The 20,478-nt window shown below is 64.6% G+C and carries 19 protein-coding genes; 14 read left to right on the top strand and 5 right to left on the bottom strand.

Annotated features, from left to right (window positions below; translation table 11 throughout):
* Positions 1-22 precede the first annotated feature (22 nt).
* Genes NLY43_RS10635 through NLY43_RS10625 form a run of 3 tightly spaced genes read left to right on the top strand, consistent with a single transcriptional unit; the run spans position 23 to position 3,452 of the window.
* Positions 23-1,522, top strand: a complete 1,500-nt coding sequence (locus tag NLY43_RS10635) for a sugar ABC transporter ATP-binding protein (RefSeq protein ID WP_023723359.1) — start codon at positions 23-25, stop codon at positions 1,520-1,522.
* Positions 1,519-2,484: an ABC transporter permease gene (locus NLY43_RS10630; protein ID WP_023710147.1), complete on the top strand. Its 966-nt coding sequence runs from the start codon at positions 1,519-1,521 to the stop codon at positions 2,482-2,484. Before NLY43_RS10635 ends, NLY43_RS10630 begins: the two co-directional genes overlap by 4 nt.
* A complete protein-coding gene (locus NLY43_RS10625; protein ID WP_023723358.1) occupies positions 2,481-3,452 on the top strand; it encodes an ABC transporter permease in 972 nt (323 codons plus the stop codon). The genes NLY43_RS10630 and NLY43_RS10625 overlap by 4 nt, the downstream gene beginning before the upstream one ends.
* On the opposite strand, the gene NLY43_RS10620 is transcribed toward NLY43_RS10625, so the two are convergent.
* A complete protein-coding gene (locus NLY43_RS10620) occupies positions 3,426-4,367 on the bottom strand; it encodes an amidohydrolase family protein (RefSeq protein WP_023710145.1) in 942 nt (313 codons plus the stop codon). The two genes, NLY43_RS10625 and NLY43_RS10620, sit on opposite strands and share 27 nt — an antisense overlap.
* Positions 4,368-4,438: 71 nt before the next feature.
* Here NLY43_RS10620 and NLY43_RS10615 point away from each other — a divergent pair, with 71 nt between their 5' ends.
* Genes NLY43_RS10615 through NLY43_RS10600 form a run of 4 tightly spaced genes read left to right on the top strand, consistent with a single transcriptional unit; the run spans position 4,439 to position 8,363 of the window.
* Complete coding sequence (locus NLY43_RS10615; RefSeq protein ID WP_031198959.1) at positions 4,439-5,764, top strand: alanine racemase; 1,326 nt, start codon at positions 4,439-4,441, stop codon at positions 5,762-5,764.
* Between the two features lie 38 nt (positions 5,765-5,802).
* The gene (locus NLY43_RS10610; protein WP_023670576.1) at positions 5,803-6,147 is read left to right on the top strand and encodes a RidA family protein; all 345 of its coding nucleotides are present in this window, start codon (positions 5,803-5,805) and stop codon (positions 6,145-6,147) included.
* Between the two features lie 2 nt (positions 6,148-6,149).
* Positions 6,150-7,160 (top strand): succinylglutamate desuccinylase/aspartoacylase family protein, encoded by a 1,011-nt coding sequence (locus NLY43_RS10605; protein WP_023710143.1) that lies wholly within the window; start codon positions 6,150-6,152, stop codon positions 7,158-7,160.
* 21 nt (positions 7,161-7,181) lie between these two features.
* Positions 7,182-8,363 (top strand): hypothetical protein, encoded by a 1,182-nt coding sequence (locus NLY43_RS10600; RefSeq protein ID WP_023723357.1) that lies wholly within the window; start codon positions 7,182-7,184, stop codon positions 8,361-8,363.
* Between the two features lie 74 nt (positions 8,364-8,437).
* Here NLY43_RS10600 and NLY43_RS10595 read toward each other — a convergent pair whose 3' ends face one another.
* Genes NLY43_RS10595 through NLY43_RS10585 form a run of 3 tightly spaced genes read right to left on the bottom strand, consistent with a single transcriptional unit; the run spans position 8,438 to position 11,602 of the window.
* Complete coding sequence (locus tag NLY43_RS10595) at positions 8,438-9,289, bottom strand: TIGR01459 family HAD-type hydrolase (RefSeq protein ID WP_023681854.1); 852 nt, start codon at positions 9,287-9,289, stop codon at positions 8,438-8,440.
* On the bottom strand, positions 9,286-10,575 hold the full coding sequence (locus NLY43_RS10590; RefSeq protein ID WP_023723356.1) for an FGGY-family carbohydrate kinase: 1,290 nt from the start codon (positions 10,573-10,575) through the stop codon (positions 9,286-9,288). The genes NLY43_RS10595 and NLY43_RS10590 overlap by 4 nt, the downstream gene beginning before the upstream one ends.
* Positions 10,559-11,602: a class II aldolase/adducin family protein gene (locus NLY43_RS10585; protein ID WP_023670571.1), complete on the bottom strand. Its 1,044-nt coding sequence runs from the start codon at positions 11,600-11,602 to the stop codon at positions 10,559-10,561. Before NLY43_RS10585 ends, NLY43_RS10590 begins: the two co-directional genes overlap by 17 nt.
* A gap of 191 nt (positions 11,603-11,793) precedes the next feature.
* Between NLY43_RS10585 and NLY43_RS10580 the strand changes: the two genes are divergently transcribed.
* The 7 genes from NLY43_RS10580 to NLY43_RS10550 all read left to right on the top strand — a co-directional run bounded on the left by NLY43_RS10580 (position 11,794) and on the right by NLY43_RS10550 (position 19,321).
* Positions 11,794-12,576, top strand: a complete 783-nt coding sequence (locus NLY43_RS10580) for a DeoR/GlpR family DNA-binding transcription regulator (protein ID WP_023701285.1) — start codon at positions 11,794-11,796, stop codon at positions 12,574-12,576.
* Positions 12,573-13,952 (top strand): FGGY-family carbohydrate kinase, encoded by a 1,380-nt coding sequence (locus NLY43_RS10575; protein ID WP_023710141.1) that lies wholly within the window; start codon positions 12,573-12,575, stop codon positions 13,950-13,952. The genes NLY43_RS10580 and NLY43_RS10575 overlap by 4 nt, the downstream gene beginning before the upstream one ends.
* A 35-nt stretch (positions 13,953-13,987) precedes the next feature.
* Entirely contained in the window at positions 13,988-15,493 is a 1,506-nt protein-coding gene (locus tag NLY43_RS10570) for a sugar ABC transporter ATP-binding protein (RefSeq protein WP_050589722.1), read from the top strand.
* Complete coding sequence (locus NLY43_RS10565; protein ID WP_023710139.1) at positions 15,490-16,482, top strand: ABC transporter permease subunit; 993 nt, start codon at positions 15,490-15,492, stop codon at positions 16,480-16,482. The genes NLY43_RS10570 and NLY43_RS10565 overlap by 4 nt, the downstream gene beginning before the upstream one ends.
* Before the next feature lie 76 nt (positions 16,483-16,558).
* The gene (locus tag NLY43_RS10560; protein WP_023710138.1) at positions 16,559-17,497 is read left to right on the top strand and encodes an ABC transporter substrate-binding protein; all 939 of its coding nucleotides are present in this window, start codon (positions 16,559-16,561) and stop codon (positions 17,495-17,497) included.
* A 66-nt stretch (positions 17,498-17,563) separates the two neighbouring features.
* Positions 17,564-18,457, top strand: a complete 894-nt coding sequence (locus NLY43_RS10555; protein WP_023710137.1) for a sugar phosphate isomerase/epimerase family protein — start codon at positions 17,564-17,566, stop codon at positions 18,455-18,457.
* A gap of 621 nt (positions 18,458-19,078) precedes the next feature.
* Entirely contained in the window at positions 19,079-19,321 is a 243-nt protein-coding gene (locus NLY43_RS10550) for a DUF768 domain-containing protein (protein ID WP_023670565.1), read from the top strand.
* Positions 19,322-19,354: 33 nt separating this feature from the next.
* Here the strand turns inward: NLY43_RS10550 and NLY43_RS10545 are convergent, their stop codons facing one another.
* Positions 19,355-20,473: a DmpA family aminopeptidase gene (locus tag NLY43_RS10545; protein ID WP_023710136.1), complete on the bottom strand. Its 1,119-nt coding sequence runs from the start codon at positions 20,471-20,473 to the stop codon at positions 19,355-19,357.
* Positions 20,474-20,478 lie beyond the last annotated feature (5 nt).

The following is a 20,478-nucleotide window of genomic DNA, read 5'->3' as shown; positions in this document are numbered from 1 at the left end:
AAGGGTTGTAGCGTTGACAACCATGGCTCCGCTGCTCGCGGCGCGGGGTGTGTCGAAGTCTTTCTTCGGCAACCCCGTCCTGCGCGACGTTTCAATCGCTCTCCAGCCGGGCCGCGTGCATGCGCTGCTCGGCGAGAACGGCGCCGGAAAGTCGACCTTGATCAACCTTTTGTCCGGCGCCTTGAGACCGGATAGCGGGACGATCGAGGTCGATGGACGCGCGGTCTCACGCATGACGCCGGCTGTTGCGCGGCAGGCCGGCATCGCCGTCGTCCAGCAGGAACTCAGCCTGACGGCCAGTCTTTCCATCGCCGAAAATATTGGTCTCGGCGCCTATCCCAAACGGTTCGGCCTGATTGACTACCGCGAACTCGCTGCGCGGGCGAGGACCGCATGCGAACTTGTCGGGCTGCACGAGCCGCTGTCGACGCCGGTCGGGCATCTGTCGCTCGGCCGCCGCCAAATGGTGGAGATCGCCAAGGCGCTCTACCGCCGGCCGCGCGTGCTCATTCTCGACGAACCGACATCGTCGCTATCGGCAACCGAAACCAAAATTCTCACCGATCTGCTGCAGCGGTTGCGCGGCGAAGGCATCGCCATTCTCTACATCTCGCACCGACTGAACGAAGTCATGGCGCTGTGCCAGCACGTCACCGTTCTGAAGGACGGCACCTGCACGGCCGACCGCACCCTGGAAGGCACCGACGCCGCCGGGTTGGTTCGGCTGATGGTCGGCCGCGATCCCGGTGATCTTTTTCCGCAATGGCAGCCTTCCAGTTTGCCTGCCGACGCTATCTCTGTCCGAAATCTTTCGGCCGGCCTGATGCGCGACGTCGATCTTGATATCAAAACGGGCGAAGTGCTTGGCATTGGCGGCCTGGTCGGGCAAGGGCAGGAAGATCTGCTGCTCGGTCTCTACGGCGCCATTCCGGCACGGACGGCGTCGGCGACCGTCAACGGCGCCTCCGGCCTGCCCGGCGGCGTGCCGAAAGCCAACGCGCTGGGGCTGGCCTATGTGCCCGCGGATCGCAAGCGCGAGGGCCTGCACCTGATCCATCCCATCATCACCAACATGATGCTGCCCGCCTTTGCCAGGCTGCCGGCGCTGAAGCTGCGCAGCCGCCGCGCAGAGCGCGAGACGGCCAAAAGCCTTGCCGCCCAACTCGGCATCAAGGGTCACCTCGGCCGGGCGGCGCAGGCTCTATCGGGCGGCAACCAGCAGAAGGTGGCGCTGGCGAAATGGATGCCGCACGACCCGCTGGTGCTTCTGCTCAACGATCCGACGCGCGGCGTCGACGTCGAAACAAAACGTGAGATCTACATGATGCTTCGCAATTTCGCCGCCGCCGGCAAGGCGGTCGTGCTGCTCAGTTCCGACACGCCCGAACTGGTGCACCTTTGCGACCGTGTAGCCATCGTCCGCGAAGGCCGCATCGTCGCCATGCTGGCGCGTGGAGCGCTGAGCGAGGAAGCCATCGTCTCCGCGGCGATGGGCGCCGAACAGCGGAAGGTTGCGGCATGAACACATCTTCCTCCGCCCGGCAGACCGGCGCGCTCTACTGGCCGGTGCAACTGCGTCGCAATGTCGGCGTGCGCAGCCTGTTTGCCGTCGTCCTGGTGTTTCTCATCGCCTATGGCGTCCTCTTTCCGGGTCTGTTCACGGCGTCCGGCTTCGCCAAATTCACGCAGAGCTGGTTTCCATTGGCTCTGGTCGCGATGGCGCAGGCCATCCTGATGCTCACCGGCGGCATCAGCCTGGCCATCGGCGCGACGGTCAGCTTGGGCGCGGTCATCGCCGCGACGACGATGGCCGGGCCGCTGGGCGTCGCCGGGGGCACTGCCGCAGTGGCGCTGACGGGCCTCGGCATCGGGGCGGCGACCGGCTTCATCGTGGTACGGCTTCGCCTGCCGGCGATCGTGGTGACGCTTGCCGGGTCGTTCATCATCGGCGGCGCCGCACTGCTGATCCTGCCGCGGCCCGGCGGCGCAATCCCGGCGTGGCTGTCCGACCTGCTTGCCGGCAACACACCGGCGGCATTCGTGCTGCTGGTGGTCATCATTCTCCTGTGGAAGCTCTATCTCGCCACGCCGCTTGGCTTGAGCCTCTATGCCGCCGGCGAGAATCCGGTCGGCGCCTATCGCTCCGGCGTGCCGGTCGACGGCGCGCGCATTGCGGCCTATGCGATCAGCGGTCTGCTCTCCACTGGCGCCGGCTTGTTCGTCGCCGCACAGACCGGTTCGGGCGACCCGGTCATCGGCGCCGCCTTTACCCTGAACTCGATTGCCGCTGCGGTGCTCGGCGGCATCGGCTTCCTCGGCGGCCAGGGCACGATGCGCGGCGCGCTTGCCGGCAGCCTGCTGCTCAGCCTGATGATCAGCGTCATGTTCTTCCTCGGCTTCACGCCGGTCGCACAATATGTGGCCCAGGGCCTGATCATCATCGGCGCGGTCGCCATCCCGCAATTCCGCAAGGCACAGCAATGACAGCATGGAATGACAGCGCGGGCGGCAAACGCGCCCTGACGGTCCTGCGCAGCCGGCCGTTTCTCACCGTTGCCATCGTTGCCGCGGTCTGGATCGTGGCGAGCTTCGTTTCGCGCGGCTTCGGCGCTTATGGCCATCTGCGCTATCTGGTGGAGCTCGGCGCCGTCATCGGCCTGGTTGCCGCGGGCCAGACTTTTGTGGTGATCGCCGGCGGCATCGACCTTTCCGTCGCGGCCATCGTCACGGTCAGCGCCGTCAGCCTGCCGCTGCTGTCGTGGCAGGTGGATCCGACCGGCATCACCTCCATTCTTGCCGTTCTGGTGCTGACCACGGCAATCGGCCTGGTCAACGGGCTCGGCGTCGCTTTGCTGCGCGTCCACCCGATGATCATGACATTGGCCATGGCGACATTCTTGCAGGGTCTGTTGATCATCATCGCCGGCGGCAGCGCCGTGACCGCCGAGAACCCGCTGGTCCACTGGCTCGGCAATGGCCGGCCGGCCGGCATTCCCGCTGGCGTATTGTTGTGGGTGGTCGTGTCGGCGATCGTGCTGACCACGATGCATGCGACATCGCTCGGCGCCCGCATCTTCGCCATGGGCGCCAACCCGCTTGCCGCGGCGCTGTCCGGTGTTCCGGTCACGTCCACGACGCTTGCGGTCTACGGCATCAGCGGCTTCTGCTCGGGACTTGCCGGCGTGCTCGTGTTGGGCATGAACGGACAGGGCTATGTCGGCATCGGCGATCCCTATCTGCTCGCCTCGATTGCCGCTGTGGTCCTCGGAGGCACCTCGATCCTCGGCGGGCTTGGCACCTATGCCGGCACCATCCCCGGCGCCATCCTGCTGGTCACCATCACCGCGCTGATCACCGTCGTCAACGCATCGCCCGGCTGGCGCAGCATCCTGTTCGGCTCGCTGATCCTCGGCCTGCTGCTGCTCTCAGGCCGGGAGCAGGCGCGCCGATGACACATCGTCGAGCCGATAGATGCGCCTTGCGTTGCCGAAGAACAGCGCCGTCTGCTCGTCGGCGGAAAAGTCCGCTGTGATGGTTTTGAAGCCGTCATATATGTCATCGAACGAGGCATGCAGGCCGGCGACCGGAAAGTCGCTGCCGAACATGGCGCGACCGGTGCCGAAACAATCGATGCAATGCAGGACGACGGGCTTCAGGCTGTCGAGCGTCCAGTCATGATCGTAGGCGACCAGATCCGATATTTTGATGGCGACGTTGTCGCATTGCGACAGAAGCCGCAGCCCGTCGCGCCATCTCTGCATGCCGTCGGCGTCGCGGTCGATCGGACTGCCGCAATGGTTGAGCACGAATTGCTGATCGGGGAAGGCAGCCGCAAGGCGAGCCGCGCCGGCGAGCTGGCGCGGAAACACCATCAGGTCGAAGGCCAGCCGATGCTGGCCAAGCAAGGCAAGCCCGGCGCGCCAGGCCGGATCGTCCATGATGCCGTCACGGGTCGCAAAACGCCGGGCAGGGTCGGGATCCCAGCTCAATATGTCGCGCACGCCGGCGACACGCTCGAACGCGGCTTGCGCTTCGATCAGCGCAGGCGTCTGGCGACCGGCGAGCGGCACGTGAACGACATAGCGGGCGGCGACGCCGCGCGATTTGTCGAGTGTTTCAAGCCAGCGCGTTTCTCCGATGCAGTCGCCACTCGCCCAGCCGGCTTCGACATGGACGGTGGCGACGACATTATGCCCTATGGCATCGCGCGCATAATCCCCGGGCAGATAGTTCCGCCGCAAGGGGCCAAGCTCGCCGAGGCCGCCGCGCTCGCCGGCCATGGCGTCGAGCCAGGGATGCCGTCCCAGGCTGAGATCCCAAAGATGATGATGGGCGTCGATGATCGGTCCGGCGTAAGGTTCTGGCACGTATCTCTCTCAGGCTGTGACCGGCGATCGATTCTGGCTTCGTTCTGCGACGGTGAAAGGGTTAGCATCGGATGACTGAAAACTCACCGGTTCCAGCCCTTTCGGTGCACGAAAATTTTCAGCTCGACGACCGCATCCGCGGCGTGCCTCCCGGCACAACCGGGCTTGACAGCAGCCTTGTCGCGGCCGAGCACTGGCATCCCGCCGATGGACGCATGGCGCTTCCGGTGCTGACCCTCGACGAGGCGGCCTTCTCCGCCAATCGCGACCTGTTCCTGCGCTATGCGCGCGAACACAATGTTGAGATCGCTCCGCATGCCAAGACGCCGATGGCGCCCGACCTTGCCCGGTCGCTGGTCGAGGCCGGCGCATGGGGCACGACGGTCGCCGACATCAGGCAAGCGACAGTGATGCTGAAGGCCGGCTTGACACGGCTGATCATCGCCAATGAGGTTGGCGGAGCCGGCGGCGCCAACCGGCTGGCGGTGCTTGCTGGTGCCTGGCCGGATGCCGAGGTCTATGTCTTTGCCGACTCGGTCGACGCCGTGAACGCGCTTGCCGAGGCCTGGCGCGCCAATGCGGCGCTGCCGCTGCTGCGCGTGCTGGTCGAACTTGGTGCGGGCAGGGCGGGCGCCCGCACCACCGCGCAAGCCGAGGCCATCGCCGATGCGATCACGGCTGCCGGCGGGCGGCTGCTGATCGCCGGCGTTGCGACCTATGAAGGCGCGGCGGCGCAACCCGAGCCCGGTCGCACCGATGAGGTGATATCCGGCCTGCTGGCAATGACCGCCGACATGTTCCTGCGGCTGCGTGCCCGCGTCGGCGGCGACGCACCGCTGATCGTCACAGCCGGCGGCTCCGCCTTCTTCGACCAGGCGGTCGCGGCGCTTGCACCCCTCGTTTCCAGCGACGGCAACGCAACGCTGGTGCTGCGCAGCGGCGCCATCTTCTTCCACGACCACGGCACCTATGACCGTTCGCTCGGCGCCCTCGATGCCCGCAAGGGTTTTGCCATAGGCGGCATCAGCGCTTCGGCGCGGCATTCCTTTCGCCCTGCGCTACGCCTGTGGGCCGAAGTGCTGTCGCGGCCGGAGCCGGGCCTTGCCATCTGCGGCATGGGCATGCGCGACGTGTCGTTCGACCAGGGCTTTCCAACGCCGCTCACCGTCTTTCGTGCCCGCAAGCCGCTGCCGATGCCGGCGGCGCGCGCCGAGGTGGTCAAGCTCAACGACCAGCATTCCTTCCTGTCGATTGCGCCGAGCGACGACATCGCCGTCGGCGACGTCGTCGAATTCGGCATCTCGCATCCCTGCACCTGCCTCGACCGTTATCGCGTGATCTTCGGCGTCGACGCCACCGGCCACGTCCGCCACGCTTTTCCCACCTGGTTCGGCTGACCAGATCCCCCAAAAAGAGAACGTCGAAAGGATCCGATATGATCAAGTATTTTCAGTCCGGCTCGCGCATGTCGCAGGCAGTCGTCTATGGCGGCCTCGTTCACATAGCCGGCCAGGTGGCCAACGATCGCAAGGCCGGCATCGAAGGCCAGACCAGCGACGTGCTTGCCAAAGTCGAGGCGCTGCTGGTCGAGGCCGGCAGCAGCAAGTCGAAGTTGGTGGCGGTCAACATCTTCCTGCCGCAGATCGGTGATTTCGAGGCCATGAACAGCATCTACGATGCCTGGATCGATCCTGCCCGCCTGCCGGCGCGGGCCTGCGTCGAGGCGCGGCTTGCCGACCCTGATCTGCGCATCGAAATCACCGCGGTCGCGGCGGTCTGACCATGCACACCGGCCTCGCCCACACGCTCGATTTCGACCGCGACGGCAAGACGCTCAGCCATCTAAGCATTCCGTTCTCGATCGATCGCTCGCCCTACTTTCAGGTCAAGGTGCCGATCTGCCTCATCCGCAATGGCGACGGCCCGTCACTGCTTTTGATGGCCGGCAATCACGGCGACGAATACGAGGGCGAGCTGTCGCTGGCAAAACTGGCGCGCCGGCTCGATCCGAAGCGGATCAAGGGCCGCATCACCATCATGCCGATGGCCAACGCCCCTGCGGTGATGGCCTCCAAGCGCTGCTCGCCCCTCGACGGCGGCAATCTCAACCGGGCCTTTCCCGGCGACCCCTCGGGAACGCCGACAAGCCGGCTCGCCAATTTCCTTGAGACGGAGCTGTTCCCCCGTCACGACGTCGTCTTCGATATCCATTCGGGCGGCACGTCGATGGAGCATCTGCCGACCGCGCTGGTCGAACGCAACGCCGATCCCGAGCGCCACCGGCGCGGCGTCGAGCTGATGCGCACGCTCGGCATGCCCTACGGCTTTATCGCTGACAACGGCCAGGCCTCGCCAACCTCGATGGGCGCAGCGCGCCGCGCCGGCGCCGTCGGCGTCAGCGGTGAGTTCGGCGGCGGTGGCACCGCAACGGTCGATTCGATGGCGATCACGGCCCGCGCACTCGACCGTCTGATGATAGCAATGGGTGTGGTCGGCGCGCCGGTTCTTGGCGCTGGCGAAAAGCCTTCGGCGCCGACAAGGCTGCTGTCCCTGTCCAGGCACAGCCAGGGCCTCTATGCCACCCGCCGCGGCTGGTTCGAGCCCGCCGCCAGGCTCGGCGACAGTGTCACTTCAGGACAATTGGCCGGCTGGTACCACGATCTCGAGCGGCTCGATGTTGCCGAGGAGGCCCTACATTTCGCCGAAAGCGGCTTGGTGCTGTCGCGCCGGCTGCACACGATGTGTGAGGCGGGCGACTGCCTAATGCAAGTCGCAGAGCCGGTCGACGGCTGAGCCAAAGGCAGAGGATATTCCATGCAGCAACTGTCCATGTGGACCTATCCCTGGGACATCCAGGATCTCGGCCTGGAGACGGTCGAACGTGATCTTGTCGGGCGCGCCGGGCTCAACATGATCAGCCTGGCGACATCCTATCATGCCGGGCGCTTCCTGCAGCCGCGCAGTCCGGGCCGCAAGGCCTATTTCCCTGAGGACGGCACCATCTATTTCAAGCCGACCGCTGCGCGCTGGGGAAGTCTAGCCATCCAACCCAAGGTGGCTGACGTGATCACCGAGGGCGGCGACGTGCTCGGTCAGCTCATCCGCCGTCGCGACGCGGGCGGGCTAGCCGTTTCGTGCTGGACGGTCTGCCTGCACAACACCCGCCTGGGCATGCTGCATCCGCAGGCCGTCACCCGCAACGCCTTCGGCGATGCCAACTACTACAATCTCTGCCCGTCCCATCCCGATGCGCGCGCCTATGTCCGCGCGCTGATCGCCGACATCTCGCACAGCTATCGGCCGGACCGGATAGAACTTGAAAGCCCGTCCTTCATGGGCTTTGCCCATGAATACCATCACGAGAAGGACGGTGTCGGGCTGACGCCGGAAGACGATTTTCTTTTGTCTCTGTGCTTCTGTCCGTCCTGCGTCGCCCGTGCGGCAAAAGCCGGCATCGATGCCGAGGCGGCGCGTAAGCTCACCAGGCAATGGATCGTCGAGACCTGCGAGCGTGCGGTGCCTGAGCGGCGCTTTCCCGATTTCCCCGCCTGCGGCCTCGACGCCTTTGCGCCGTGGCCGGAGCTCCATGCCTATCTCTTGTGGCGATTCGAGCCAGTGACCAGCCTGGTCGCCGAACTGCGCGAGGTAGCCGATCCCACGACGCGGGTCGTCATTATCGATCTGAAAGACGGCTGGCTTGGCGGTTGCGATCTGGCAGCGCTGGGCAAGGTCTGCGACGGGGCGATCCTGTGCGCCTACGACATGCAGGCCGGCGATGTCGCCAGCCTGATGGCGGCCGGCCGTGCGGCACTGGGCGCGGACAAATTCCTCGGCGCCGGCTACCGGCTGTTCTATCCGGAAATGGCCCGCCCCGACATCCTCGCGGCCAAGGTGAAGCCGGCGCTGGCGCCCGGTGTGGACGGCGTCAATTTCTACAATTACGGCCTCATTCCAGCCGCGCGGCTCGACTGGATCCGCGCTGTTCGGCAGTCTTGAGCCAGCCGGCCAATGCTCGTGGCCACGAGGCGTTGAGGCCGGATTCGGGCGCGAGCGCTGCCGGGTTAATCAAATCAGCGAAACCTGAAGCCATCCATGGTGTAATCCGGGTAGGCGTCCATCGTGTCGAACAGGTCGAACAGGTCAGGTGTGTCCGCCAATATTCCTGACAGAACCAGCACCGTGGCCACGCCGGCAGCAAGTCCGCCGGCGATGTCGTGTTCGACGCTGTCGCCGACGCAGACCACAGTGCTGCGGTCTGGATTGCCTGCCACCGCTAGCGCAGCGCCGAATATAGTGGGGTAAGGCTTGCCGATACGCGTGACGCTACCACCGAGGTCCTCGTAGAGATCCGCCAGCCGGCCGGCGCCGAAGCGCGGCCCCACTGCCGTCAGCATGATCTTGTCAGGGTTGGTGCAAAAGCATGGCACCTGCCGCACCGCAGCCGGCGCAAGAAGTCGGCGATAGTGCTCAAGATCATAGCGGTCGCCCTCGCTGGCCGAAATCAGCACCAGCCCGGCATCGTCACCGTCCTTAGTCAATGCGAACGGCAGACCTTCGATCGCCGAGCGGTCATCGTCGCGGCTTATCAACAGGCATTTCGTGTTTGGCAGTAGCTTTCCGGATACCGCCATGTCGTGGAAGAACTCCCACGCGACCTCGCCGGAAGAAACAAAATGGTCCCAGCTTCCCGGTTCGAAGCCGAGCTTTAGCAGCCGGCTCTCGTTAGGCCCCGCCCGCTTGCCGGAGTTCGAGATCAGCACAATGGTCTTGCCGGCGCGCTTCAGCGCCGACAGTGCTTCCACTGCCCCTGGATAGGGGCTGGCGCCGTCATGCAGCACGCCGAACTGATCGAGCAGGAAAAAATCATAGCGCTCGGCCAGCTGGTTGACGCCGTTGAGGTGTTCGACTGTTTTCGCGCTCATAGAAGCCCCGCCGCGCTTGCGCCCATCAGCGCCAGCCGCGCTGTGCCGGCGGCGGCTTCGTCCGAAAGCGCCGGCAGGAAATCAACACCAAGTCTGCGCTGCCGGATCGCCGTCCAGGCGGCATTCGCCGCACCGCCGCCGACGCTTCTGACCGACGTCAGCTGCGGAGCGCCGAGCTCGGCGAGCCTGTCATAGCCGAGCGCCTCGATCGCGGCGATACCCTCCAACATGGCTTTCAGATAGTCGGCGTCCTCCACCGGTCGCGGCACAAGACGCGGCGGCAGTGCCGGATCGGCGATCGGAAAGCGTTCGCCTGCAGTGGCAAGAGGATAGTAGTCGAGGCCGGTCTCGGTCATCGGGTCGATCGCCATGCTCAGCTCGACGATGCGCGCCAGAGGGAAATGCTGTGTCAGCACCTTGCCGCCGGAGTTCGATGCGCCGCCCGCCAGCCAGACATCTCCAAGCCGATGGCTGTAGATGCCGAAGCGTGGCGCCGAGATAGGCCGGTCGGACAGGATCTTGACGGTCAACGACGACCCCAGCGCGGTGACGCCGTCGCCTATTGCCGCGGCACCTGTCGCCAGGAACGAGGCGCAGCCATCGGTCGTTCCGGCGACGACGGCGATTTCGCGCGGTAAGCCGAACATATCCGCGGCATCCGCGGTGAGTTTGCCGACGACATCGCCCGGCCTGGCGATACCGGGCAGCAACTCCATGCGCATTTCGGTGGCCGCAATCCAGTCCGGCCAGCAGCGGGCCGTGATGTCGTAACCGGTTTTCAAGGCATTGTTCTCGTCGCTGACATCGAAGCGACCGGAGAATTGTCCCGCGATCCAGTCCGCCTGATGCAGCACCGCGGCAACACCGGGCGTGCGCTGGAACCAGAGCGCCTTGGCGAGACCGGACGTCGCCCCAAGTGCGGCACTGGTCGCTGGGGCTTCGCGAGCGATCGCGACCAGAATGGCGTTGTCGGCGACCGTATCGTTGTACATCAGCGGCTCGGCCAGCGGCCGCCCGGCGCCGTCGACCGGCAGCAACGTACCTGAAGTGCCGTCAACAGCGATCGACCGGACCGCTGTTCGGTCGATGCCCGAAAGCAGTTCCGCCAGCGCTGCGCCGACCGCTGACCACCACACTGCAGGGTCGCGGGCATTCCGGCCAAACAACTCGAGCGAAACGGCGGAACGCGCGGCAATGGAAAAATCCGGACGCATGGCGACCGCGCGCGCGCCGGACGTGCCGATGTCGATGCCTATGGCAAGCGGCGTGTCAGCGGCTGGCGGCATTGAGTTTCTGGCGATACTTCTCGGCGTCCCAGTTGACCAGTTCATCGTTCTCGGCGGCGGTGAGGTAGTTCAGCCGCGCTGCAATGTCGATGCGTGCCGTCACGTCGGCAAGGCAGCGTTGCATGGCGTCGGCGCCCGCACTGGCATCGCCGCGCATCAGCACGCCCAGCCCGGGAAACAGGATCGCCACGGGGTTTGTACCGCACCGCTCGATGACGCGCGGCACATCCTCACCGGGCTTTGCCACCACCGACCCCCGACCCAGAAAGATGACGTGATCGGGGTAGAGGCTGCCCCCGGACGCCATGCGGCGGCTTTCGGGATCGATGGCGACCGCGTGCGCCTCGATTTCCGCCGGCAGCCTGTAACCGGTTTTCCCGGCCAGCGCCGCCAATCCCGCAACATCCGGTTCCGCCACTTGGCGCGCCGGCCGCGCCAGAAGCAGCGTGACGCGGCGCAGCAGCACTTCGGCCTCGGCGACGGTATCGGCCGCGACGACCAGCCCGTGATTGGCAAGGATCAGCACGTCGACCCCAGCCTGAAGCCGCTCGGCAATACCCTGGGCAAGCGGCAGGCCTGGCCGGAAATAAGGAACATACGCCCATTTGAGGCCATCAAGGCGTCTGGCGGCTTCCACCTCGCAATTGGCCTGTACCGCCAGCGAAATGGTTTCGACGCAATGGACATGCAGGACGACGCGCTGCGGCATCAGCGCGTGAACGGTGGTTTCAATCGAAGGGCGCAGGCGCCGGGCGTTGAGCGTCTCGATGGCGAAGATCTGCGGCTGGTCGGCGGCGCTGTCGCGCTGTTCGACAGCCCTGAGCAGCGGCGCCATCGCCACCGGGACCATGATGTCTTCGGAGAGCGCATCCTTCAGCCATGTGCCGGAAGCCTTGATCCACAGCGTGTCGCCGGCTTTCAGCGAGGTGTTGCCGCCGGCGGCCTGGGTCAGATTTGGATTGCGCCCGATGCTGGCCGAAAGCGCCCGCAAAGCAGCCATTTCCTGCGCATCCGCATAGCTCGCCATGGCGCATTTCCTCTATCAACTCCGTCAGCCTCGCAGCTTCGGATACCCGTCGTGGGATGTTGATGTGTATCGCAGATGCGAGCGACTTACGTCAATAGTGATCTAATGTCATCAAAGGTTCTTGCAATCGGAAAGATGTTGAGTAAGTTACGTCAAATGTCGTGGCAAAACGGCTCCTGGGAGGAAAACGATTGAGCGACTCCGGCCGCCAGCGTCAGATCGTCGAGTTGCTGCGGGATCGCCCCTTCGCGTCGGTGCGCGAACTGCAGGAGCAGCTCGGCGTGTCGGCGGCGACGGTGCGGCGCGACATCGACAAGATCGACGAGGCCGGTGAAGCACGGAAGGTCTATGGTGGCATCTCGGCGCTCGACGGCGCTTCACAGGCGGGTGTTGCCTATGCCAGGCCCTATGACGAGAACCGCGACCTCGCGGTCGAGGCCAAGCGGCAGATCGCCGCTCTCGCGGCCACGATGGTGCGCGACGGCGATGCGGTCATCGTGCATGGCGGTTCGACCTGCTTCCACCTTGGGGTCAAGCTGGCTGAGCGCAGCATCCGTCTCTATACCAATTCGATGCCGCTCGCGGCCTATCTGAGCGACCACGGCCATTGCAGCCTGACCGTTGCCGGCGGCGATCTGCATCGTGAGCCGGGCATCATCCATTCACCGACCCAGGCGGAGCCGTTCTACGCATCGAAGTTCTTTCTCGGCGCGCAAGGCCTTGGCCAGGAGGGCGTGCTGGAATCGCACCCGCTGCTGGTCCGCTCCATCGCCGATCTCAGCCTGTGTGCCGACCAGATCGTGGTGCTGGCCGACAGCCGCAAACTGTCGATCCACGCCCGTAACATCGCGCTGCCCTTGTCGCGCATCGGCACGCTGGTGACCGATGACGGCCTGTCCGACGTCGACGCGCGCATGCTGGAAGACGCGGGCGTCATGGTGCGCATCGCTTCGGCTTCGGGAGCCATCCAGTGAAGATGGCCGTCCTCGATTTCGGCAAGACCAATTCGAAGCTGTTCGTCTTCGCTCAGGACGGGCGCATCGTCGACGAGCGCCGGACCCGGCCGAACTGGATGCGCAAAGATGGCTTCAGCGTGCTTGATGAGGCAGCACTTCACAGTTGGGCGGTTCGCGCCGTAAGCGAGGCCTCCGACGTCCATGGCGTACAGGGCGTGATGGTGTCGGGCCATGGCTGCACCTTTGCCCTGGTCGACGAGGCGGCGCTGACGCATCCGATACTCGATTATGAGCAAGAGCCGCCGGCTGATATTGCCGCGCAAATTGATCGCCTCGTTCCGGATTTCACCGAGACCTTCTCGCCGCGATTGCCGCTCGGCTTCAACTACGGTCGCCACATGCTGTGGCTACAGGCGGTGCAACCCGGTGCATTCACGGCCGCGAAATCGATCCTCGGCTATCCACAATACTGGAGCTGGCGGTTTGGCGGCCGGGCGGTCTCGGAAGTGTCCTATCTCGGCTGCCACTCGCATTTATGGGCGCCGCGCAAGCGCGACTTCAGTTCGCTGGTTGATATTGAGGGCTGGCGCGACCGGATGCCCGCTTTCGAGCGGGCGGGCTCGGTTGTCGGCGAGCAACGCCTCGGCGACACGAAGCGGCGGATCGCCATCCACAATGGTGTCCATGACAGCAATGCCGCGCTCCATGCCTATCGCCGGCAGGAGCTTGGCCCGGTCACCGTCGTCTCGACCGGCACCTGGGTCGTCGTGCTTAATCCGGATTGCCTGCTCGACGCGCTCGATGGCCAGCGCGACATGCTGGTCAATGTCGATATCGACGGCGGCCCTGTGCCGACCATCCGCTTCATGGGCGGGCGCGAATTCGCCACGATCAGCGACGGCTGGCAAGGCGCGATCGCGCCGGCGGCAGTGCAGCGGGTGATCAACGCCGGCAGCATGGCGCTGCCGAGCTTCGCGCCGGGCGGACCAATGCCCGGCCGCGCCGGCAAATTGGTCGGCCGCATGCCAAGCGCCGAGGAACGCGCAGCCGTGGCGCTGCTCTACGTCGCGCTGATGGTCGACCTCTGCCTCGACCAGATCCATTCGGACAACACCGTGATCGTCGATGGCGGACTGAACGCTGGCGGCCTGCTCGCCGGGCTAGTGGCGCAACTGCGTCCCAGCCAGGCCTTCCTGCAAGGGGCCACACTGGAGGGCAGCGCCACCGGGGCGGCGGCGCTGGCCTTCGAGACCGTCGGCCGCGAATTTGCCGCGGAAGTGCCGGAGCCCGTGCGTGCCGCAAGCTTCACCGGACTTGCCCGATATCGCGACACATGGAGTGGCCTCATCGGCGAGCAGGGCATCCCCCGCGCGGCAGCGGGAGGCGCACGGTGATCGTCGCTGCTCAGGCCGAAGTCACGCGCCGGCCAATGCTGGAAATGCGGCACATCTCGAAGACGTTCGGGCCAGTCCGCGCCTTGCAGGACGTGTCGCTGACCGTCCATGCGGGCGAAGTCCATGCGCTGATGGGTGAAAACGGTGCCGGCAAGTCGACTTTGATGAAGGTGCTGTCCGGCGCCTATCGGCCTGATGCCGGCGGCGAGATACTGATTGACGGCGTGCCGGTCGCCACCGGCGACCCGATCAAGGCGCGGGCTCACGGCATTGCGGTTATCTACCAGGAACTGTCGCTGGCGCCCAACCTGACGGTCGCGCAGAACATCTTCCTCGGCAATGAGCCGAGGCGTTTCGGCATCGTCGACCGCGACCAATGCTACCGGCGCAGCAATGAGATCATCAAGCGTCTCGGCGTGTCCTTCTCCGCACGGGCCCAGGTTTCCAGCCTGTCGCTCGGCGAGCGTCAGCTGGTCGAAATCGCCCGCGCGCTTTCGACCAGCGCGCGCATCATCGTCATGGACGAGCCAACCACCTCGCTGACCTCGCGCGAGACCGACCGTCTCTTCGAGGTCATCGCGACGCTGAAGTCGGAAGGCATCGCCATCATCTACATCAGCCACCGCATGGAAGAGGTCTACCAGTTGGCCGACCGTGTCAGCGTGCTGCGCGACAGCGGCTATGTCGGCACACTCGAGCGCGCCGAGCTGAACGCCTCGCGCCTCGTCTCGATGATGGTTGGCCGCGACCTGTCCGCTTTTTACAGGAAGGATCATCGCCCGCCGGACAACAAGCGCGCGGTCGCCTTGTCGGTGCGCGGCATGGCGGACGGCAATCTCCTGAAGAACTGCTCCTTCGAACTGTATAAGGGCGAGGTGCTGGCTCTGGCTGGCCTTGTCGGCTCGGGCCGCACCGAACTCGCGCGACTGATCTTCGGTGCCGACAGACGCATCGCCGGCACGCTGGAACTCGACGGCAAGCCCGTAACCATCGGCTCGCCAAGCGAGGCACTGAATGCCGGCATCGCCTATCTCACCGAGGACCGCAAGGAGCTCGGCCTCTTTCTCGACATGTCGATCTCCGACAACATCAGCATGGGCGTGCTGGCCAGGGATGCGCGGCCCGGCGGCTTGCGCGATTTCAAAGCCGCCGAGAGACGTGCTGCCACTGCCGTTTCGGATCTCTCCATCCGCACCAGGTCGGTACAGGCCAATGCGGGTTCGCTGTCGGGCGGCAACCAGCAGAAAGTGTTGCTTGCCCGCCTGCTCGAGACCGAGCCGCAAGTGGTCATCCTGGATGAACCGACGCGCGGCGTCGATGTCGGAGCGAAGTCGGAAATCTACCGGCTGATCGACAATCTCGCCAAAAAGGGCATCGCCATCCTGATGATCTCCAGCGAACTGCCGGAGGTGATCGGCGTTGCCGACCGCGTGCTGGTAATGCGCGACGGCACGATTGCCGGCGAGGTTACGGCGTCCAAAGACCAGCCGCTGCGCCAGGAAGCAATCATGGAACTTGCAACGGGAGCGGCCAAGGGATGACCGACAAGGCGACCGAGATCAGTGGCCAGGCTGTCGGCAGGAGCCGGCGGTTGCGCACCGCCTTCGCCGCCCTTGGCATGCTGCCGATCCTGATCCTGCTGGCGGTCGGCTTTCAGTTGATGAACGCGCGCTTCTTCACCCAGACCAATTTGCTGATCGTCATGCAGCAATCGTCGATCAACATTGTGCTGGCAGCGGGCATGACCTTCGTCATCCTGACCGGCGGGATCGACCTGTCCGTCGGCTCGATACTTGCAGCCTCGGCGATGGTGGCGGTGATGGTGTCGCTGGTGCCTGATTGGGGACTGCTGGGCGTGCCGGCGGCCATTCTCGTCGGCCTCGGCTTCGGCGTCATCAACGGGCTGCTGATCGCCTATATCAGACTGCCGCCCTTCATCGTCACGCTGGGGTCGCTGACCGCTGTGCGCGGCGTCGCCCGCCTGCTCGGCCAGGACACCACGGTGTTCAACTCGGACCTGCCGTTCGACTTCATCGGCAACGGTACGCTGTTCGGCATCCCCTGGCTGGTCATCATCGCCTTGTCGGTCGTGGTGCTGTCCTGGCTGGTGCTCAAGCGCACCGTGCTCGGCACCTGGATCTATGCCGTCGGCGGCAATGCCGAAGCGGCGCGGCTGACCGGCATCAAGGTGCCGCTGGTGCTGCTCTTTGTCTATGGCGTTTCCGGCCTGCTGGCCGGCCTTGGGGGCGCCATGTCAGCGGCCCGGCTCTATGCGGCCAACGGGCTGCAGCTTGGGCAGTCTTACGAACTCGACGCCATTGCCGCGGTCATTCTCGGCGGCACCAGCTTCGTCGGCGGCGTCGGCTCGATCTGGGGTACGCTGATCGGTGGCCTGATCATAGCGGTGCTCTCCAACGGGCTTATCTTGGCCGGTGTCTCGGACATCTGGCAGTACATCATCAAGGGATTGGTCATCATCGTGGCAGTCGCCCTCGACCGCTACAGGCTCCAGGCAGGAGCGAGAACGTGATTGACCTTGGTCGCCGGCGTAAACGACCGGTTTGTGTAACGCACCGTGAGAGGCGCGGGGCAATTGGAGGAAAGCAATGAAGACCATCGCTAAACTGCTCTGCGGCGTCGCACTCGCGGCTGCCGCCATCGCGCCCGCATCGGCCAAGGACCTCAACAAGGTCGGCATCTCGGTCGGCCTGCTCGGCAACCCCTTCTTCGTCGCCACCATCAAGGGCATCGAGGACGCGGCCAAGAAGATCAACCCGAAGGTCGAGGTGACGTCAGTGTCGGCCGACTACGACCTCAACAAGCAGGTCTCTCAGGTCGATTCCTTCATCGCCGCCGGGGTCGACGTGATCATGCTCAATGCGGTCGATGCCAAGGCGATCGGCCCGGCGGTGAAGAAGGCGCAAGCAGCGGGCATCGTCGTTGCCGCCTTCGACGTCTCGGCGCCAGGCGCCGACGTCACCGTGATGACCAACAACGTCAAGGCCGGCGAAGAGGCCTGCCAGTATCTGGTCGACCACACCGGCGGCAAGGGCGACTACGTTATCCTCAACGGCCCGGCGTCGTCGTCGATCCTGGAGCGGGTGAAGGGCTGCAAGGACGTCCTTGCAAAACACCCCGACATCAAGATCCTCTCCGAGGACCAGAATGCCGAAGGCTCGCGCGACGGCGGCCTGAAGGTCTTCCAGTCGCTGCTCACCCGCTTCGACAAGATCGATGCGGTGTTTGCCATCAACGATCCGACGGCGATCGGCGCCCAGCTTGCGGCCAAGCAGCTCAATCGCTCGGAGTTCATCTTCACCGCAGTGGATGGCGCTCCCGATATCGAGAAGGAACTCGCTTCCGGCACCTCGATGATCAAGGCCTCGGCTTCGCAGGATCCCTACGTGATGGCTGGCCAGTCGCTGACGATGGCGGCTGAGCTGCTTGCCGGCAAGAAGCCGGCGGAGCCGACCGTGCTGCTCGACCCGAAGCTGATCACGGCCGAGAACCTGAAAGACTACAAGGGCTGGACCGCAGCCCGCTAAGCCTCCCAAGGCCGATGCGGCCGGGGCAACCCGGCCGCATCTCAATTCCAGAAACGGGAGACGATCATGTCGCGCATCGGTATTCATTCCTTCGTCTGGTCGGCGAGTTCGGCGCAAGGCGACCTCGAACGCACGCTGGCCAACACCAGAGAGGCCGGCTTCGACCTGATCGAGTTCTCTTATCTTGACCCGGCCAATGTCGACGTTGGCGGGTTGGCCAGGCGCATCGCCGACCTCAAGCTCGGCGTCGCGATCAGCATCGGCCTGCCGGCCGACGGCGACATTTCGAGTGCCGACAAGGCGGTTGCCGCGCGCGGCGTCGAGATCCTCAACGAGACGATCGCGCTCACCCGCGATCTCGGCGGCCAGAAAATTGGCGGCATCCTCAGTACCAGCCACGGCTTGCAGACGCAGGCGCCGACGCGCGATCAGTGGAACCGCAGCGCGGGGACACTTGCGAAGGTTGCGGAGACGGCCAAGTCCGCCGGCGTCACGCTCAATCTGGAGATCGTCAATCGCTTCGAAAGCAATCTGCTCAACACCGCTTCACAAGGCCTGGCCTTCATCGCGGACACCGGCTCCGACAACATCTTCCTGCATCTCGATACCTTCCACATGAACATCGAGGAGGCCGATGTCGGACTGGCTATCCGCCATGCTGCTGACAAGATCGGTTATGTCCATATCGGCGAGAGCCATCGCGGTTTCCTCGGCACCGGCAATATCGACTTTGCCGCCATCTTCGATGCGCTGACCGCAATCGGCTATAGGGACGACCTCAGCTTTGAATCCTTCTCGTCGAAGATCGTCGACGAGAACCTGTCACGGAAGACCGCGATCTGGCGCAATCTGTGGGCCGACAATATTGAACTGGCCCGGCATGCGCGCGCCTTCATCGCAATCGGGTTGGAGACGGCGCAGCGCAAGGCAAAGCTTGTCGCATCGAGACATCGTCCTTAGCAGGAGCGCGCTGCCAAAGCGCCAATGTTGTCGTTCATCCGGCCCGCGCCTTACGTGCAAGGAATCGACGTCGGAGGCGCTGAGTGTGGCGGAGGCAGTCGAGCGGGGTGACGCTGACGAGAGGTTTCTGATTTTGGCCACGAAACGCAATAAAATCAACATATTCATACGCCCTCCGGGGCCATCCAATCTCCATACTGGACGGGGATGACGTTTGACACAGCGCGGCGGAAAGAAGCAGGATAGCTGATAGAGTCGACATCGCATAATGATGTCACTATATAGCGGCGGCTTCGACCGCGTAGCTGTGGCGGTGTACCACGAAGCAGCAGAAAATGTGTTACGCGTTGTGATCCCTATTGTGATACAAATCGGCCGTCGACAGCAGGAAAAGATCGTAAGAACAATAGCATAGAGCCGAAGCCGAATCCCGGCCAACGTACCACTCTATCAAACAATCAGAACGTGCTCATTGAACCCTTCCCTTCATTCGGCTCTTCGGACCTCCGACAAGATCAACTTGCCGGGCGAAGCCGACTCGGTTCGAATGGCAGCATGCATCCTTTACCGGGTGCGGACGTTTACGGTTACCAACCGGCATAGCCGCCAGGGAAAAGCAGTATGAGTGAACATGCGATCGAGTTCTTGCGCGGATGGATCGGTGAAAAGGTCCACTGCCAGCACTCGCCGGTAAAGATCGAGAAGCAGGCCGAGACCCTCGCCAAGGAGTGCGCGGCCAAGGCCGCTGAGGTCGGCATTCCGCTGGAAGATATCCAGGAAGAAGTCGGCGACATCCAGGAACTGATCGCATCGCGGCTCGAAGAGGCGGCCGAGGCCGACCAGAGCAACGCGGCCAAGCCGTGACGCAACAGGCCTGGTGCCGCCAGGCCTTGTCCTCTATCCAAATCGATCTTTCAGCCAGGCCTTCGGCAGCGCCGGCACGAAATTGCCGTCGCGTCCGCTCATATCCTCATTGGCGACCATTGCATTGAGGATCGCCTCCTCTACGCCTTGCGCCACCGCATCGAAGAACGGATCGATATCGACGTCCGGGATGTAAGCGACGTTTGCGGTTCGTCCCGATGGTGCAAGTGCTGCTTGCGGATTGGCGGTGGTGAAGGCCAGAAAAATGTCGCCCGAACTGTGGTACCCGAAGCCGCCTGTCATGGCGATGCCGAGCGGCACGCGCTTTGCCAGCCGCTTCATCTGGTGCGGCAGAAATGGCGCATCGGTGGCGACGATGGCGATGATCGAGCCCTTTTCGGCACGCGGCGTGCCTTCGCGCATCGCCGGCTCTACCAGATCGGGCCCGACGCGGGCGCCGCGCAGTGTGAAATTGCGCCGCTTGCCGAAATTCGCCTGCACGAATACGCCGACCGTATGCCTGATGCCCTGCCACTCGACGATGCGCGATGCCGTGCCCGAGCCGGCCTTGAAGCCAAAGGCAATCATGCCGGTGCCGCCGCCGACACTGCCTTCCTCGATCGCTCCACCGGCGGCACCGTCGAGCGCGGCTTCGACATGTTCGAAGCCGACGTGATGACCGTTGATGTCGTTGAGGAAACCATCATAGGTCTCCGCCGCGACCGGCAGGCCCCAGCCGCTGTCGAGCGCCGCCGACAGCACGCGTTGCATCCAGCGCAGCGTGCCGTCGCGGGTAACGCCGCAGGAATGCGTGTTGGTGATCGTGACCGGCAGGTTGAAGGCGCCGACTTCCTCGATAATGTGCGACCCCGTCAACTCGCCATTGCCGTTCTGGCTGAAGACACCGGCAAACACCGGCGTGGCGAGCTCAGCCAACGGCCGCGGCAGGATGGCGGTGACGCCGGTGCGCACCGGCCCCGTGCCAACCTTGAGCAGACCCTCGCCGGAAATCAGCGTCGCATAGCCGACCGATACGCCGAGCACATCGGTGATGGCGTTGAAGCCGCCCGGCGTGCCCTCGAAGGCAATGCCGAAAGCACGCGCGCGCGGCTTGCCCGCCGGCGTTTGAAGATGCGGGTCATGTCCGGTCATGCGGT

This window comes from Mesorhizobium sp. C416B, from assembly GCF_030323165.1.
Taxonomy (GTDB): domain Bacteria; phylum Pseudomonadota; class Alphaproteobacteria; order Rhizobiales; family Rhizobiaceae; genus Mesorhizobium.
Note: the sequence above shows the minus strand (reverse complement) of the source record. Positions and strands in the feature narration are given on the sequence as shown.